This window comes from Microbacterium sp. 2MCAF23 (assembly GCF_052115565.1).
Classification (GTDB): domain Bacteria; phylum Actinomycetota; class Actinomycetes; order Actinomycetales; family Microbacteriaceae; genus Microbacterium.
On record NZ_JBFRGY010000009.1, the window covers coordinates 25,040 to 40,989 of the forward strand.

The window sequence follows — 15,950 nt, forward strand, 5'->3', positions numbered from 1 at the left end:
CCGTCAACCGGCCGGGGTGACCTCGGATCGATCTCGAGCCCTCGGCGAACTCACAGCGACCTAGACTGTCTATGCATCGACTGTCTAGGTAAAGTTGGCTCATGGCAGACGAACGACTCCGCGGCAATCTCGAGATGCTGATCCTGGCCACGCTCGCGCGCGGATCCGCCCACGGCTACGCGCTCGCCGAGGCGCTGCGCACGGCGAGCGACGGCGAGTTCGACGTGCCGGAGGGCTCGCTGTACCCGGCGCTGCACCGGCTGGAGCGAACCGGTTCGATCGCGAGCGAATGGGAGCACGACGGTCGGCGGCGCCGGGTCTACGCGATCACGCCCGTCGGTGCGGCGCAGCTGACCCGGGAGGCCGGCGCGTGGCAGCGTTTCGCCGACGGGGTGGCCTCGACGCTGGCGGCTCCCGCGATCCGGCCGGCCGTGCAGGGGGAGTGAGATGACCGACGCGATCGATCGCTACGTGGCGCAGCTCGCCGACCGCCTGGGCGCGGGCGAGGACACCTGGCGCCTGCTCGCCGAGACGGACGGGCACCTGCGCGATGCGCAGGCGGCCCTTCAGGCGCAGGGCGTGGAATCCGCCGAGGCTGCGGAGGTCGCCGTGCGACGATTCGGAGACCAGGCCGCCGTGGCCAGGACGCGTTCTCCGCGGCGCCGGGTCCTGGGACTTCTCAGCGGAGGATGGCTCGTCGTCGCCCTCGGGTTCATCGTGATCGGGCTCAGCGGGCTGGTGTCCTGGGCGCTCGAGGTGATCTGGGGACCCGCATTCCTCGCCGGCGACGCGTACGGCGTGACGTACACGGCTGCGCGATGCGGCGACTTCCTGGGGTTCTTCCCGCAGGCGGGCAGCTGTGCGGCCGCTGCGGCGATGCACCACTCCGACGAGATCGTCTCCGAGCGGCTCGCGGCCGGAGTCCTCGGCATCATCCTGCTCGCGGTCTGGTTGTTGGCCCGGCGTCTGCGCGGGGCCGTGCCGATCGCGCGGGAGGACCGGCGCATGCTGCTCATCGCGAGCGCTGTGGCCTTCCTCGGCGTGGGCCTGGTCGGGTTCGGCTCGGGTGTGCTCTCGGTCGCCCTCGACCTCGTGCGGGGGCTCGCCGTGGCCGGGGTCGGCGTGCGCCTCAGTGATGGCGCGATCGCCCTGGTCGCGGGCGTCGTCGTCCTCGTGGTCCTGGCGCGGTTCGCCCGGCGCGGGGTCTCCGCACCCATCGCGCCGGCCTCCGCCTGAGCTCGCCCACTCCGAGTCGTCTCCCTCAGCACGACCCATGGCTCGTGCTGAGAGAGACGACTCGGTATGGAGCTGGGGCGGGATCATCCTTGCGATGTACGGGGATGGATCCGCAGGCCGACGCGGAGGGCCGATGCGGATCCTTAGCGTCGAAGGCATGGAGATCACGACGACCGACCTGGGTCTTGCGGCCCGCGTCCAGCACCTCACCAAGACCTACGGATCCGGCGAGGGCGCGGTGCGCGCCCTCGACGATGTCAGCGTCGGCATCCGCCGTGGCCAGTTCACGGCGATCATGGGCGCCTCAGGGTCCGGCAAGTCCACGCTCATGCACATCATGGCGGGGCTCGACACCCCCACCCAGGGTCGCGCCTGGATCGGCGACACCGAGATCACGGGGCTCGGCGACCTCGACCTCACGATCCTGCGCCGTCGCCGCGTGGGCTTCGTCTTCCAGGCCTTCAACCTGATTCCCACCCTCGACGCGCTCGGCAACATCCTGCTGCCGTTCGAACTGGACGGGCGCCGTCCCTCCGCGATCGAGCGGGCGCGGATCGACTCGCTGGTCGACATCCTCGGGATCGGGCCGCGCCTGCGGCACCGCCCGCACCAGCTCTCCGGCGGTCAGCAGCAGCGGGTGGCGATCGCCCGGGCGCTGGCCACCGCACCGGATCTGGTCTTCGCCGACGAGCCCACCGGAAACCTCGACTCCGCCTCCGGTCGCGAGGTGCTGCAGCTGCTCTCCACCGCGAGCCGCGAGCAGGGCCAGTCCATCGCGATGGTCACGCACGACGCGGTCGCCGCCAGTTACGCCGACCGTGTGCTGTTCCTCGGCGACGGCAGGATCGTCGCCGACCACCCGCGCCGCACCGCGGACGAGATCGCCGCGCTCATGCTCTCCGGCGGCGCGCCGGCCCCGACGGACGCACCCGCGATGAGCGCCGTGCCCGCCACGGCCGCCGTCCCCGCGCCCGCAGCTCAGCGGAGCGGAGCGCTCGCATGACCGCCCTCGCCCCGACGCTGCTCGAGACGCCGCTCACCCCGTCGCGTCTCGCGTTCCTGCGGGAGCGCGGCATGGGCTCGAGCGTGTTCGTCGCCGCGCTCACGGCCGCGTTCGGCGTGATCCTCGTCGACACCACCTTCTACCTGGGCGCCCTGCTGCAGAACGATCCGTTCCTCGGGGACAGCGAGACCCTCGCCTACGTGGTGCGGATCCTCTCGGTGCTGCTCACCGCCGTGGCGATGTACGTCGCCGCCATCGTGACCGCCAACACGTTCGCGACCATCGTCGCCGGCCGCACCCGGCGCATCGCGCTGATGCGGCTGATCGGCGCTTCGGCGCAGTCGCAGCGGTCGGAGGTCGCGGGGCAGGGCCTCGCGGTCGGTGTCATCGGCGCCGTGCTCGGACTCGCCGCCGGGGTTCTGCTGAGCTGGGGCGGCGCGGCGATCGGATCCCTCGCCTTCGACCATCCGCCGCAGGGCTTCTCGCCGCTGCAGCCGGGGGCGCTGATCCCCGCCGTCGGCGTGGCACTGACCACGTGGCTCGCCGCCTGGGCCGGATCACGACGCGTGCTGACCGTCACCCCGCTGCAGGCGCTCGCGGGCTCCGCGGAGCGCACGGTCGCCGAGACCGGCGCCGGCGGGACCAGGCATCTCGGGGCGATCACGATGTTCGTGCTCGGCGGCCTGCTGCTGGCCGGCGGTGTCGTGGTGGGGCTGTCCTCGCCGCTCGGCGTCGTGGTCGCGTTCTTCGGCGGGGTGTTCTCGTTCAGCGGGCTCGCGATCGGGTCGGTGCTCGTGATGCCGCCCGTGCTCCGGCTCGTGGGGCGCCTCTTCGGTCGCGGCGCGACGGCCCGGCTCGCGGCCGAGAACGCGCTGCGCCACCCCGAGCGGTCGAGCCGGATGGCGATCGGCGTCGTGATGGGTGTCACGCTCGTGACGATGTTCGCGGTCGCGCTGGAGTCGGCCAAGGCGCTCATGGTGCGCACGAGCGCCGAGGACCTGCCGCCCGGGTTCTTCGCCCCGTTCGATGCGTTCGGCACCGTGATGATGGTGCTGGTCGCGGTGTCGGCAGTGATCGCCGCGGTCGGGCTGGTCAACCTGCTCACGATCGGCGTCGTGCAGCGCCGACGCGAACTGGGCCTGCTGCGCGCGATCGGGCTGAGCAGCCGCCAGGTGCGCCGCATGGTGCTGCTGGAGGCGGCGCATGTGACGATCGCCGCCACCGCGACCGGCCTCGTGCTGGGTGTCGCCTACGGCTGGATCGCCGCGCAGTCGCTGCTCGGTTCGGTCCCGTCGATGCCCGACTTCCAGCCGGCGGGGCTCATCCCGCCGGTCGTGCCGTGGGTGCCGGTGGTCGCGATCGTGGCCTGCACGGCCCTGCTCACGCTCGTGGCGTCCGCTGCCCCGACCCGCCTCGCCACCCGCGTCGCCCCGGTCGAGGCGCTCGCCGCGGACTGAGGATCGGCTCGCCGCGGACGGAGTCAGGCAGGGCCGCGCGACTGCTCCGCGGCCCTGTCCCAGCCGCGCGCGAGACGGCGGATCCGCCACCCGCGCCATTGCCATGCCGCCCACAGCACGGGCAGGAGCAGAGCGGATCCGGGCCCCGCGAACACGAGCCGGTCGCGCCAGAGCGCCCGACCGTCCGGCAGGGCGGAGACGGCCATCCGGTGGTCCCAGACGTCGAGGGAGGCGAGCGGACCAGTGAGCGGGATGCCGCTGTCGCGCAGGATCCGCACGGTCTCGCCCTTGTGCTCACGGGACTCGTCGTACGCCCCGATCAGCTGGGTGCCCACGGTGATCAGACCGAACAGGCGCAGCCGCACCGCGCTGTGCAGCAGGGAGCCCTCGTCGGCGTGCGTGAGGGGTTCGACGACGAGCACGGGTGCATACAGTGCGGTGAGCACGGCAGGGGAGTGAAGAGCCGCCCACGCGGCGTCCGCGCTCGCGGAGATCCGGAATTTCAGCTGCACGTGCCGCAGCTTCAGATTCGTGGTCGTCATCGCGGCAGCACCGCCGCCCGGCGGTCCGCGGCTGTGATCTCGCGGCGGGTCCAGACCAGCAGGAAGCGGTCGTCGTAGCGACGCGAGCAGCGCGCGCACGAGGACGCCCGAGTGGGGCGCCGGTGCCGGTACGTCACATGGCCGGTCGGACAGCGGCCCACCCACGGCGCCAGCTCGGTCGCCGTCTCGCCGTGGTGCGTGGTGCCGCCCACGTATCCCAGCATGCGGGCGACTCGCTTCCAGGCGGCTCCATGCGCGGCGTCGTGGCCGGCCACGGCGTGGGCCACCTCGTGCAGGAGCACCTGGTGGATCTCGTCGTCCTCGAACCGCGCCGCGAGATAGCGGGAGACGGTGATCCGCTTGTCGCGGTAGTTGCAGGCGCCGGCGCGGCGCTTGGCGTTGTCGAAGCCGAACGTCCAGGTCGGATCCAGATGCAGGCGGATCAGGGCCTCGCCCCAGATCCGCACTCGCTCCAACTCGGCCATGCACTCACGTTAGGCGATGCCGGCGACACTCCGGCGCGCAGCACGCGCAGCACGCGGATCCATGCCCGGGTCCGCGTCGGCCGCGCTCGGTCCCGGGTCAGCCGTTGACGGCCACCGGGTCGCGCCGGCGCTCGACCGTGTCGACCGCGAGCAGCGCGGCCTCGAGTGTCGCATCGTCGGCACCGGCCTCGCGACGCAGGAACACGGTGCGCTTGAAGCTCTCCCTGGCCTGGTCGAAGTCGCCGGCCTCGAACGCGTTGCGGCCGCGGTGCTGGTGCGCGAACGCGGCGATCGGCACCCAGCCCTGGCCCTCGGCCTCGGCCACGCAGGCCGCCAGCTCGTGGTCGGCGGCGGCGTGCGCCCCGCGGTACTGCTGCACCGTGGCGCGCAGCACGCGAGCGCGCAGCAAGTCCTTGCGGGTGCCCGCCATACGCGCCTGCCGCACGGCCTCGTCGGCCAGCACGAGTGCGTCGTCCAGGCGGTCGAGCACCTTCAGCAGCCACACCCGCTCGAGCATCGACGGGAGGCTCCGCAGGTCGGAGATCTCGACCAGTCGCGCCTCGCACTCGGCCGGATCCACCAGCTCGCGCAGAGAGTCCGGGTCGTATCCCTTGATGTAGCCCACGCGCCCGTCCTCCTGCACTGCCTCGCCGTGTCCTCCAGTCTGCCTGCGTCTGCGGCGCATCCGCGAAGGCCCCAGGGCGTGCCGTGAGAAACCGGTGCTTCGGGCTGAGCGACGCGACCGGATCCTGAGAGCATCCGGTGTCCGAGGGCCGTGCGATCAGACGCTCAGCGCAGGAAGAGGCCGGCATCCGGCCGGGGCGAGGCCACCGCGGTGGCGTCGGTGACGATCGCCGCATCCTTGGCGAACGCGGTCACCTCGGCGCCGTGGGCCAGCTTCGCCGGATGTGGACCCGCGGCGAGGATGCGTGGCAGCGCGTCGGCCGGGAGCGGCCCGTTCGACGCCGCGAGCACGAGGTTGCCGAACCGGCGGCCCTTCAGGATCTGGGCGTCGGCGAGGATCGCGACCTCCGGCAGCACCGCGCGGATGGTCGCCACCTGGCGTCGGGCGAACGCGAGGCCGGGGCCGTCGGCGACGTTCACGAGCAGCACGCCGGCCGGCGCCAGCAGCTGGGCGAGCTCGGCGTAGAACTCGACGCTGGTCAGGTGCGCGGGAGTCTGCGCGCCCGAGTAGACGTCGGCGACCACCAGGTCGACCGACCCGCGCAGCGCCGGCGGAAGGCGGCGCACGCCTTCGCGGGCGTCGCCGATGCGTATGCGGATCGCGGCCCCCCGCGGCAGCGGAAGATGTTCGCGCACCAGCTCGACCAGTGGGGCCTCCAGCTCGATCACCTGCTGCCGGGATCCGGGGCGAGTGGCCGCGATGTAGCGCGGGATGGTCAGCGCGCCGGCTCCGAGGTGCACGGCGGTGATCGCCGCGCCGGGGGAGGTGAGCTGGTCGATCAGGGCGCCCATCCGCACGATGTACTCGAAGTGCAGATGGGTGGGATCGGCGAGGTCCACGTGCGACTGCGGGGTCTCGTCGATGAGCAGTTCGAACCCGCCGCCGAACTCCGCGGGGATCACCCGCGCGATCCCGCCGGATCGCAGACGTGCCGCCGGATGGTCGGTGTCCTTCGCCCGCGCTCTGCCCATGACACGAGCGTAGGGCGATCCGCGGCGACCTGCGCGCCGGCGCCGATCGTCGCCGCGGAGCAGGAGCACGGCGGCCGTCGCATGCTTGCACCAGTTTTGTTAGTAGTGGATGCTTAATGCGGCGCGACGACGCCGACGGATCGACGAGGAGACCCCATGACGCCCGACCGCAGCGCCGCCCATGCCGACGATCTCTCCCGCCTCGCCAACGGCGTGCTGTGGCCCGGCTTCTTCGGCGCCGAACTGCCGGACTGGCTCGCCGCGGAGCTGCGGGGCGGCCTCGCCGGCGTCGTCTACTTCGCGCAGAACCTCTCGCCGCACCTGGACCGCCTGAGCGCGGCGATCCACGACGCCAACCCTCGTGCGCTCATCGGCATCGACGAGGAGGGCGGCAGCGTCACCCGCCTCGAGGGCCTCACCGGGTCGACCGTCCCGGGCGCTGCGCAGCTCGGCGCCCTCGACGACCTCGCCGCCACGCGCGCGACCGGAGTGGAACTCGCCCGCCGCGTCCGCGAGGCGGGCGGCGACGTGCTCATCGGCCCCGTCGCCGACGTCAACACCGATCCCCGCAACCCCGTCATCGGGGTGCGGGCGTTCGGAGCGCAGACCGGGCTGGTGTCCCGGCACGCCGCGGCGGAGATCGAGGGCATCCAGGGATCCGGCGTCGCGGCATGCGCCAAGCACTTCCCCGGCCACGGCGACACCGCGGTCGACTCGCACCACGGTCTGCCGCGGATCGCGGGGGATCCGGCTGAATTCGATCGGGTGCACGTCGAGCCGTTCCGCGCCGCGATCGCGGCGGGGGCGCTGTCCGTGATGACGGCGCACATCGTCGTCCCTGCATGGGGGGAAGCGCCCGCCACGCTCAACCCCCGCGTGCTCGGGATGCTCCGCGCCGAGGGGTTCGACGGCGTGATCGTGACCGACGCCCTCGACATGGCGGCGATCCGGGAGTCGGTCGGCATCGGCGGGGGAGCGGTCGGCGCGCTTGCCGCGGGGGCCGACCTGCTCTGCATCGGCAACCCGACCAACCCGGGGGACGCCGCGGCGGTCGATCAGGATCAGCGCGACTTCCATGCCGCGAAGGACGCGATCGTCGAGGCGCTCGCCGATGGAACGCTGAGCGTTCAGCGCGTCGCCGAGGCGGGAGCGCGGGTCGCGCGTCTGGCCGACCTGCTCGCCGCGGAGCGTGCCGGCGCGGAAGCGGTCCCGCCGGCCGACATGCGCGACATCGTGCGCCGTTCGCTCACCGTGCGCGGCGACCTCGGCGCCCCGACGGGCGGACTCGCGGTGCTGGATGCGCGTCGCCGCGCGACCCTCGCCGTCGACAGCGCCGCGCCGTACGTCGTCGACGCGCTGGCGGCCGGCGGCTGGTCACGTCGGGTCGATGTCGAGCGCGCCGGTGCCGCGGAGATCGCGGGAGCCGTCGACGAGGCCCGCTCCGCGGCCTCCGCGAGCGGATCCCGGATCGCGGTGCTGGTCGACCGGATCGATACCGACGAGGCGCAGCGCAGGTTCGTCGCGGCGGTCGCGGACGCTGCTCCCGGTGCGGTCGTCGTGAACGTCGGCCTGCCCGGCGCCGACGTCGCACTGCCCGTCGTGGACGTGCGCGCCAGCAGCAGGATCGCTGCCGAGCTCGCTCGAGAGATGCTCGTCCGCGCCTGACGCCCGTGGTTATACCCCCCTCGGGGCAGAAGGTCAAGAATCGCGCTTGCCATGTCGCGATTTCGGAACTATAGTTGATCTTTGCGCCTCGCTCCTCCCTGCCCTCATATGGTGGTCGGCAGAACTCCGTACGTCCTCGCTCCTCGACAGAGCGCCTTCGGCGTGCGGCCGTGTGACGCGGCGCACTCCACCTGACGACGAGGAATCGAGACGCCCTTCGGGGCTCACGGAGGTTATTCCCTTGGCTGCTGCTCGCAACGCATCCACCCCCACCACCAACAAGAACGGACGCGGCCACTCCCGCCTCTCGTTCGCCAAGATCTCCGACACGCTGACGGTCCCCGACCTGCTCGCCCTGCAGACCGAGTCCTTCGACTGGCTCGTGGGCAACGAGGCCTGGAAGAAGCGCGTCGCCGACGGCAAGAAGTCCGGCCGCAAGGATCTGGCCGAGGCCAGCGGCCTCGAGGAGATCTTCGAGGAGATCTCCCCGATCGAGGACCTGAGCGAGACCATGCAGCTCTCGTTCACGAACCCGTACCTCGAGCCCGAGAAGTACTCCATCGAGGAGTGCAAGGAGCGCGGCAAGACCTACGCGGCCCCGCTCTACGTCGAGGCCGAGTTCATGAACCACCAGACCGGTGAGATCAAGACCCAGACGGTCTTCATGGGCGACTTCCCGCTGCAGACCGCCAAGGGCACGTTCATCATCAACGGCACCGAGCGCGTCGTCGTCTCGCAGCTGGTCCGCTCCCCGGGCGTCTACTTCGACAAGACCGCCGACAAGACCTCGGACAAGGACATCGTGTCCGCGCGCGTCATCCCGTCCCGCGGCGCCTGGCTCGAGTTCGAGATCGACAAGCGCGACCAGGTCGGCGTGCGCATCGACCGCAAGCGCAAGCAGTCCGTCACCGTCTTCCTCAAGGCGCTGGGCCTGACCAGCGAGGAGATCCTCGCCGAGTTCGCCGGCTTCGCCTCGATCGAGGAGACCCTCGCGAAGGACACGATCCTCACCAAGGAGGACGCGCTCCGCGACATCTACCGCAAGCTCCGTCCAGGCGAGCAGGTCGCCGCCGAGGCCGCCCGCGCGCTGCTGGACAACTTCTACTTCAACGCGAAGCGCTACGACCTCGCCAAGGTCGGCCGTTACAAGATCAACCAGAAGCTGGGTCTCGACCTGCCGCTGGACGAGTCGGTGCTCACGGTCAAGGACATCGTCGAGACCATCAAGTACCTGGTGCGCATTCACGCCGGCGTCGAGACCTTCGAGGGCATCCGCGGTGGCAAGAAGGCGGAGATCCGTCTCGCGACCGACGACATCGACAACTTCGGCAACCGTCGCATCCGCGCGGTCGGCGAGCTCATCCAGAACCAGGTCCGCACCGGTCTGTCCCGCATGGAGCGCGTCGTCCGCGAGCGCATGACTACGCAGGACATCGAGGCGATCACCCCGCAGACCCTGATCAACGTGCGCCCCGTCGTCGCCGCGATCAAGGAGTTCTTCGGCACCTCGCAGCTGTCGCAGTTCATGGACCAGAACAACCCGCTCGCGGGTCTGACCCACAAGCGCCGCCTCTCGGCCCTCGGCCCCGGTGGCCTCAGCCGCGACCGCGCCGGCGTCGAGGTGCGCGACGTGCACCCCTCGCACTACGGCCGCATGTGCCCGATCGAGACCCCGGAAGGCCCGAACATCGGCCTGATCGGCTCGCTCGCCACGTTCGCGCGGATCAACTCGTTCGGTTTCATCGAGACCCCGTACCGCAAGGTCGAGGACGGCAAGGTCACCGAGCACATCGACTACCTGACCGCCGCCGAGGAGGTCGACTTCAACATCGCGCAGGCGAACGCCCCGCTCGATGCCGAGGGTCGCTTCACCGAGGCGCACGTGCTGGCGCGCCCGAAGGGCGGATCCGGCGAGGTCGACATGTTCCTCCCCGCCGAGATCGGCTACATCGACGTCTCGCCGCGCCAGATGGTGTCGGTCGCGACCTCGCTCGTGCCCTTCCTCGAGCACGACGACGCGCAGCGCGCGCTCATGGGCGCCAACATGCAGCGCCAGGCCGTGCCGCTGCTCCGTTCCGAGTCGCCGTTCGTCGGCACCGGTATGGAGGGCTACGCCGCCATCGACGCGGGTGACGTGATCACCGCCGACAAGGCCGGTGTGGTCTCCGAGGTCTCCGCCGACCGCGTCGTGGTCATGCTCGACGAGGGCGGCACGCAGGAGTACTACCTGCGCAAGTTCGACCGCTCGAACCACGGCACCTCCTACAACCAGAAGGTCGTCGTCTCCGCCGGTGAGCGGGTCGAGGTCGGCGAGGTCATCGCCGACGGCCCCGCCACGGAGAACGGCGAGCTCGCGCTCGGCAAGAACCTCCTCGTCGCGTTCATGACGTGGGAGGGTCACAACTTCGAGGACGCGATCATCCTCAGCCAGGACCTGGTGAAGGACGACACCCTCTCCTCGATCCACATCGAGGAGTACGAGGTCGACTCGCGCGACACGAAGCTGGGCAAGGAGGAGATCACCCGTGACCTCCCCAACGTCAGCCCTGAGCTGCTGAAGGACCTGGACGAGCGCGGCATCATCCGCATCGGCGCCGAGGTCCGCCCCGGCGACATCCTCGTCGGCAAGGTCACGCCGAAGGGCGAGACCGAGCTGAGCGCCGAGGAGCGCCTGCTCCGCGCGATCTTCAACGAGAAGAGCCGCGAGGTCCGCGACACCTCCCTGAAGGTGCCGCACGGCGAGCAGGGCACCGTCATCGCGGTCAAGGAGTTCAACGCCGAGGACGGCGACGACGAGCTCGGCTCCGGCGTCAACCGCCGCGTCGTGGTCTTCATCGCCCAGAAGCGCAAGATCACCGAGGGCGACAAGCTCGCCGGCCGCCACGGCAACAAGGGTGTCATCGCGAAGATCCTGCCCGTCGAGGACATGCCTTTCCTCTCCGACGGCACCCCGGTCGACGTCATCCTGAACCCGCTCGGCATCCCGGGCCGCATGAACTTCGGCCAGGTGCTGGAGACCCACCTCGGGTGGATCGCCAAGCAGGGCTGGAAGATCGAGGGCAACCCGGAGTGGGCCGCGCAGCTGCCCGAGGAGGCGTTCGACGTCGCCCCCGGCACCAAGGTCGCGACCCCGGTGTTCGACGGCGCTCACCAGGAGGAGATCGAAGGTCTCCTCGACTCGACGCTGCCGACCCGTGACGGCGTGCGCCTGATCGACTCGTCCGGCAAGACCACCCTGTTCGACGGCCGCTCCGGCGAGCCGTTCCCGGGGCAGATCTCCGTGGGCTACATGTACATCCTGAAGCTCCACCACCTCGTCGACGACAAGATCCACGCGCGCTCGACGGGCCCCTACTCGATGATCACCCAGCAGCCGCTCGGCGGTAAGGCCCAGTTCGGTGGCCAGCGCTTCGGTGAGATGGAGGTGTGGGCGCTCGAGGCCTACGGCGCCGCGTACGCGCTGCAGGAGCTCCTCACGATCAAGTCCGACGACATCCTCGGCCGCGTCAAGGTGTACGAGGCGATCGTCAAGGGCGAGAACATCCAGGAGCCGGGTATCCCGGAGTCGTTCAAGGTGCTCATGAAGGAGATGCAGTCGCTCTGCCTGAACGTCGAGGTCCTCTCGGCAGACGGCACGGCGGTCAACCTCCGCGACACCGATGACGAGGCCTTCCGCGCCGCCGAGGAGCTGGGGATCAACATCTCCAGCCGCTTCGAGTCCGCATCCATCGACGAGATCTGAGCATTCGGGGGATCCGGATCCGTTCCTGATCCCCCGAGGCCCTGACTTTTTCTTAAGAGAATTTCGACACAGGAGAACTAGTGCTCGACGCAACAACCTTCGATGAGCTTCGCATCGGCCTCGCCACCGCAGACGACATCCGCAAGTGGTCGTACGGTGAGGTCAAGAAGCCCGAGACCATCAACTACCGCACGCTGAAGCCGGAAAAGGACGGCCTCTTCGGCGAGCAGATCTTCGGCCCTTCCCGCGACTGGGAGTGCGCCTGTGGCAAGTACAAGCGTGTCCGCTTCAAGGGCATCGTCTGCGAGCGCTGCGGCGTGGAGGTCACCAAGAGCTCCGTCCGTCGTGAGCGCATGGGCCACATCGAGCTCGCCGCACCCGTCACCCACATCTGGTACTTCAAGGGCGTGCCCTCGCGCCTCGGCTACCTGCTGGACATGGCGCCGAAGGACCTCGAGAAGGTCATCTACTTCGCCGCTTACATGGTCATCTCGGTCGACGAGGACGCGCGTCACCGCGACCTGGCGACCCAGGAGAACAACATCCGCCTCGAGCTGAAGACGCTCGGCGACCGCCGCGACGCCAAGATCGCGGAGCGCCTGGCCAAGCTGGAGGAGGAGCTCGCGGCCCTCGAGGCCGAGGGCGCCAAGGCCGACGCCAAGAAGAAGGTCAAGGACGCCGCCGAGAAGGAGATGTCCCTGATCCGCAAGGGCGCTGACGAGGCGATCGTCAAGCTCGAGCGCGTGTGGGAGGACTTCCGCACCCTCGAGGTCGGAGCCCTGCGTCCTGAGGACGACGTGTTCCACGAACTGCAGGACCGGTTCGGCCAGTACTTCGAGGCGCACATGGGCGCCGAGGCGATCCAGCGTCGCCTCGCGGCCTTCGACCTCGCCGCCGAGTCGGAGAAGCTGCACCTGCAGATCTCCGAGGGCAAGGGCCAGCGCAAGATCCGCGCGATCAAGCGCCTCAAGGTCGTGAACTCGTTCCTGGAGACCGGCATGAGCCCGGCCGCCATGGTGCTCGACGTCGTGCCGGTGATCCCGCCGGAGCTGCGCCCGATGGTGCAGCTGGACGGTGGCCGCTTCGCGACCAGCGACCTGAACGACCTGTACCGCCGCGTGATCAACCGCAACAACCGTCTTCGTCGTCTGATCGACCTCGGCGCCCCCGAGATCATCGTCAACAACGAGAAGCGGATGCTGCAGGAGGCCGTCGACGCGCTGTTCGACAACGGCCGCCGCGGTCGTCCCGTCACCGGTACCGGCAACCGCGCCCTGAAGTCCCTCAGCGACATGCTGAAGGGCAAGCAGGGTCGCTTCCGCCAGAACCTGCTCGGTAAGCGCGTGGACTACTCGGGCCGTTCGGTCATCATCGTCGGCCCGCAGCTCAAGCTGCACCAGTGCGGTCTGCCGAAGACGATGGCGATCGAGCTGTTCAAGCCGTTCGTGATCAAGCGCCTGATCGACCTGGGTCACTCCCAGAACATCAAGGCGGCCAAGCGCGCCGTCGAGCGCATGCGCCCCGAGGTCTGGGACGTGCTCGAGGAGATCATCCGCGAGCGCCCCGTGCTGCTGAACCGCGCCCCCACGCTGCACCGCCTGGGCATCCAGGCCTTCGAGCCGCAGCTCGTCGAGGGCAAGGCCATCCAGCTGCACCCGCTCGTCTGCGCGGCGTTCAACGCCGACTTCGACGGTGACCAGATGGCGGTGCACCTGCCGCTGTCGGTCGAGGCCCAGGCCGAGGCCCGCGTGCTGATGCTCGCCTCGAACAACATCCTCAAGCCGTCCGACGGTCGCCCGGTCACCCTGCCCTCGCAGGACATGATCATCGGCCTGCACCACCTGACCACGGTCAAGAGCGGTGCGCTCGGCGAGGGTCGTGCGTTCGGCTCCGTGGGCGAGGCGATCCTGGCCAAGGACGAGGGCACCCTCGACCTGCAGGCCAAGGTCCGCATCCGCATCCCGGGTCTGACCTTCCTCGAGGGCGAGGCCCCCGAGGGCTATGCGAGCCACGGCCTCGTGGACGCATCGCTCGGCCAGGCGATCTTCAACGACACCCTGCCCAAGGGCTACCCGTTCGTGCGCGAGGTCGCCGACAAGGGCAAGCTCTCGCAGATCGTCAACAAGCTCGCCGAGGAGTACCCGAAGGTCGAGACCGCCGCGTCCCTGGACCGCATCAAGGACGCCGGCTTCTACTGGGCCACGCGTTCGGGTGTGACCGTCGCGCTCAGTGACGTCATCACCCCGCCGAACAAGGCGGAGATCGTCGCGGGCTACGAGAAGCAGGCCGAGAAGATCCAGGCGCAGTACGACAAGGGTCTGACCACCGACGCCGAGCGTCGTCAGGAGCTCGTCGAGCTCTGGACGAAGGCGACCAACGAGGTCCAGGCCGAGATGCAGGCGAACTTCCCTGAGGACAACACCATCAACCGCATGGTGTCGTCGGGAGCGCGTGGTAACTGGCTGCAGATCCGTAACATCGCCGGTATGCGTGGTCTGGTGAACAACACCAAGGGTGAGTTCATCCCGCGTCCGATCATCTCCTCGTACCGCGAGGGCCTGTCGGTGGCGGAGTACTTCATCGCCACGCACGGTACCCGTAAGGGTCTCGCCGACACCGCTCTGCGTACGGCCGACTCGGGCTACCTGACCCGTCGTCTGGTCGACGTCTCGCAGGACGTCATCATCCGTGAGGACGACTGCGGCACGTCGAAGGGCCTGGAGCTGCCGATCGCCGCGCCGAACAGCGCCGGCGAGCTGGTGCGCGACGCGAACGTGGAGAACTCCGTGTTCGCCCGTACGCTCGCCTCCGACGTCGTGAACGCGGCCGGAGAGGTCGTCGCGACGGCCGGTGAGGACGTCGGCGACGTGCTCATCGACAAGCTCGTCGCGGCGGGCGTGGAGTCGATCAAGGTCCGCTCCGTGCTGACCTGCGACTCGGCTGTCGGCGTCTGCGCGCAGTGCTACGGCCGCTCGCTCGCCACCGGCAAGACGGTGGACATCGGCGAGGCCGTCGGCATCATCGCGGCCCAGTCGATCGGTGAGCCCGGTACTCAGCTGACGATGCGTACCTTCCACCTCGCTTCGGCCGGTGACATCACCCAGGGTCTGCCCCGTGTGCAGGAGCTCTTCGAGGCCCGTACCCCGAAGGGCGCCACCCCGATCGCCGAGGCCGACGGCCGCATCACGATCGAGGAGACCGACAAGTCGAAGAAGGTCATCCTCACGCCCGACAACGGCGACGAGGAAGTGGTCTACCCGGTGCTGAAGCGTGCGACGCTTCTCGTCGAGGACGGCCAGCACGTCTCGGTCGGCGACCCGCTGCAGGTCGGCACGCTCGACCCCAAGGAGGTCATGCGCGTCATGGGCGCCCGTGAGGTGCAGCGCTACCTCGTCAGCGGCGTGCAGGACGTGTACCGCTCCCAGGGTGTGCCGATCCACGACAAGCACATCGAGGTCATCGTGCGCCAGATGCTCCGGAAGGTCACCGTGGTCGACCACGGCGACACCGGTCTGCTGCCCGGTGAGATGCTCGACGCGCGTCGGTACCAGGACGTCAACCGTGCGACCGTGGCCGCGGGCAAGCGCCCCGCGTCCGGCCGTCCGGAGCTGATGGGTATCACGAAGGCGTCGCTCGCGACCGAGTCGTGGCTGTCGGCCGCGTCCTTCCAGGAGACGACCCGCGTGCTCACGCAGGCCGCCATGGAGGGCAAGAGCGACCCGCTGGTCGGCCTCAAGGAGAACGTCATCATCGGAAAGCTGATCCCCGCGGGGACCGGTCTGCGCCGCTACCGCGACATCACGGTGGAGGCGACCGAGGAGGCCAAGAGCGAGCGCTACCCGAACCGGATCTTCGCATCCGACGGCGCGTACGCCGAGGGCGACTTCGGCTACGTCGACTTCGACGCGTTCTCGACCGACGACATCACGCCCGGCACTTACAACTGAGTTGCGTCGGCTGGGCTCAATGCTGCGGAGCAGCGTTGAGCCCAGATCGACGCAAGGTTGAGCGAGGACGCGCGCAGCGCGACCGAGTCGAAACCTGGACTGATCGTCTGACGAAGACCCCCGGATCCACACGGATCCGGGGGTCTTCGCGTATCCGGATCCGCGAACCCGCACCTTCCAAGGAGGAGAACTCGCGTTCGGGAGGAGGATACGCGTG

Annotated in this window: 11 protein-coding genes; 7 read left to right on the forward strand and 4 right to left on the reverse strand. The window is 69.8% G+C overall.

What is annotated here, in order from left to right:
- The first annotated feature begins 101 nt into the window (after positions 1-101).
- The 4 genes from AB4078_RS10555 to AB4078_RS10570 all read left to right on the forward strand — a co-directional run bounded on the left by AB4078_RS10555 (position 102) and on the right by AB4078_RS10570 (position 3,696).
- Positions 102-446, forward strand: coding sequence for a helix-turn-helix transcriptional regulator (locus tag AB4078_RS10555; protein WP_441977100.1), 345 nt, complete (start codon positions 102-104; stop codon positions 444-446).
- A gap of 1 nt (position 447) precedes the next feature.
- On the forward strand, positions 448-1,236 hold the full coding sequence (locus AB4078_RS10560) for a hypothetical protein (RefSeq protein WP_441977101.1): 789 nt from the start codon (positions 448-450) through the stop codon (positions 1,234-1,236).
- Positions 1,237-1,393: 157 nt separating this feature from the next.
- Positions 1,394-2,239 carry an ABC transporter ATP-binding protein gene (locus AB4078_RS10565; RefSeq protein WP_441977102.1) on the forward strand — a complete coding sequence of 282 codons (846 nt, stop codon included), beginning with the start codon at positions 1,394-1,396 and terminating at the stop codon, positions 2,237-2,239.
- The gene (locus tag AB4078_RS10570; protein ID WP_441977103.1) at positions 2,236-3,696 is read left to right on the forward strand and encodes an FtsX-like permease family protein; all 1,461 of its coding nucleotides are present in this window, start codon (positions 2,236-2,238) and stop codon (positions 3,694-3,696) included. The genes AB4078_RS10565 and AB4078_RS10570 overlap by 4 nt, the downstream gene beginning before the upstream one ends.
- Positions 3,697-3,719: 23 nt before the next feature.
- Here AB4078_RS10570 and AB4078_RS10575 read toward each other — a convergent pair whose 3' ends face one another.
- The 4 genes from AB4078_RS10575 to AB4078_RS10590 all read right to left on the reverse strand — a co-directional run bounded on the left by AB4078_RS10575 (position 3,720) and on the right by AB4078_RS10590 (position 6,379).
- Positions 3,720-4,238, reverse strand: a complete 519-nt coding sequence (locus AB4078_RS10575; RefSeq protein WP_440735107.1) for a hypothetical protein — start codon at positions 4,236-4,238, stop codon at positions 3,720-3,722.
- Complete coding sequence (locus tag AB4078_RS10580) at positions 4,235-4,723, reverse strand: SprT-like domain-containing protein (RefSeq protein WP_441977104.1); 489 nt, start codon at positions 4,721-4,723, stop codon at positions 4,235-4,237. Before AB4078_RS10580 ends, AB4078_RS10575 begins: the two co-directional genes overlap by 4 nt.
- Before the next feature lie 97 nt (positions 4,724-4,820).
- A complete protein-coding gene (locus tag AB4078_RS10585) occupies positions 4,821-5,348 on the reverse strand; it encodes a hypothetical protein (protein ID WP_441977105.1) in 528 nt (175 codons plus the stop codon).
- A 164-nt stretch (positions 5,349-5,512) separates the two neighbouring features.
- The gene (locus AB4078_RS10590; protein WP_441977106.1) at positions 5,513-6,379 is read right to left on the reverse strand and encodes a spermidine synthase; all 867 of its coding nucleotides are present in this window, start codon (positions 6,377-6,379) and stop codon (positions 5,513-5,515) included.
- A 156-nt stretch (positions 6,380-6,535) separates the two neighbouring features.
- Between AB4078_RS10590 and AB4078_RS10595 the strand changes: the two genes are divergently transcribed.
- From AB4078_RS10595 to rpoC, 3 genes are all read left to right on the forward strand, one after another.
- Positions 6,536-8,044, forward strand: coding sequence for a glycoside hydrolase family 3 N-terminal domain-containing protein (locus AB4078_RS10595; protein ID WP_441977107.1), 1,509 nt, complete (start codon positions 6,536-6,538; stop codon positions 8,042-8,044).
- Between the two features lie 241 nt (positions 8,045-8,285).
- Positions 8,286-11,786 (forward strand): DNA-directed RNA polymerase subunit beta, encoded by a 3,501-nt coding sequence (gene rpoB, locus AB4078_RS10600; protein WP_440735112.1) that lies wholly within the window; start codon positions 8,286-8,288, stop codon positions 11,784-11,786.
- An 80-nt stretch (positions 11,787-11,866) separates the two neighbouring features.
- A complete protein-coding gene (gene rpoC, locus AB4078_RS10605; protein ID WP_440735113.1) occupies positions 11,867-15,733 on the forward strand; it encodes a DNA-directed RNA polymerase subunit beta' in 3,867 nt (1,288 codons plus the stop codon).
- Positions 15,734-15,950: the final 217 nt, after the last annotated feature.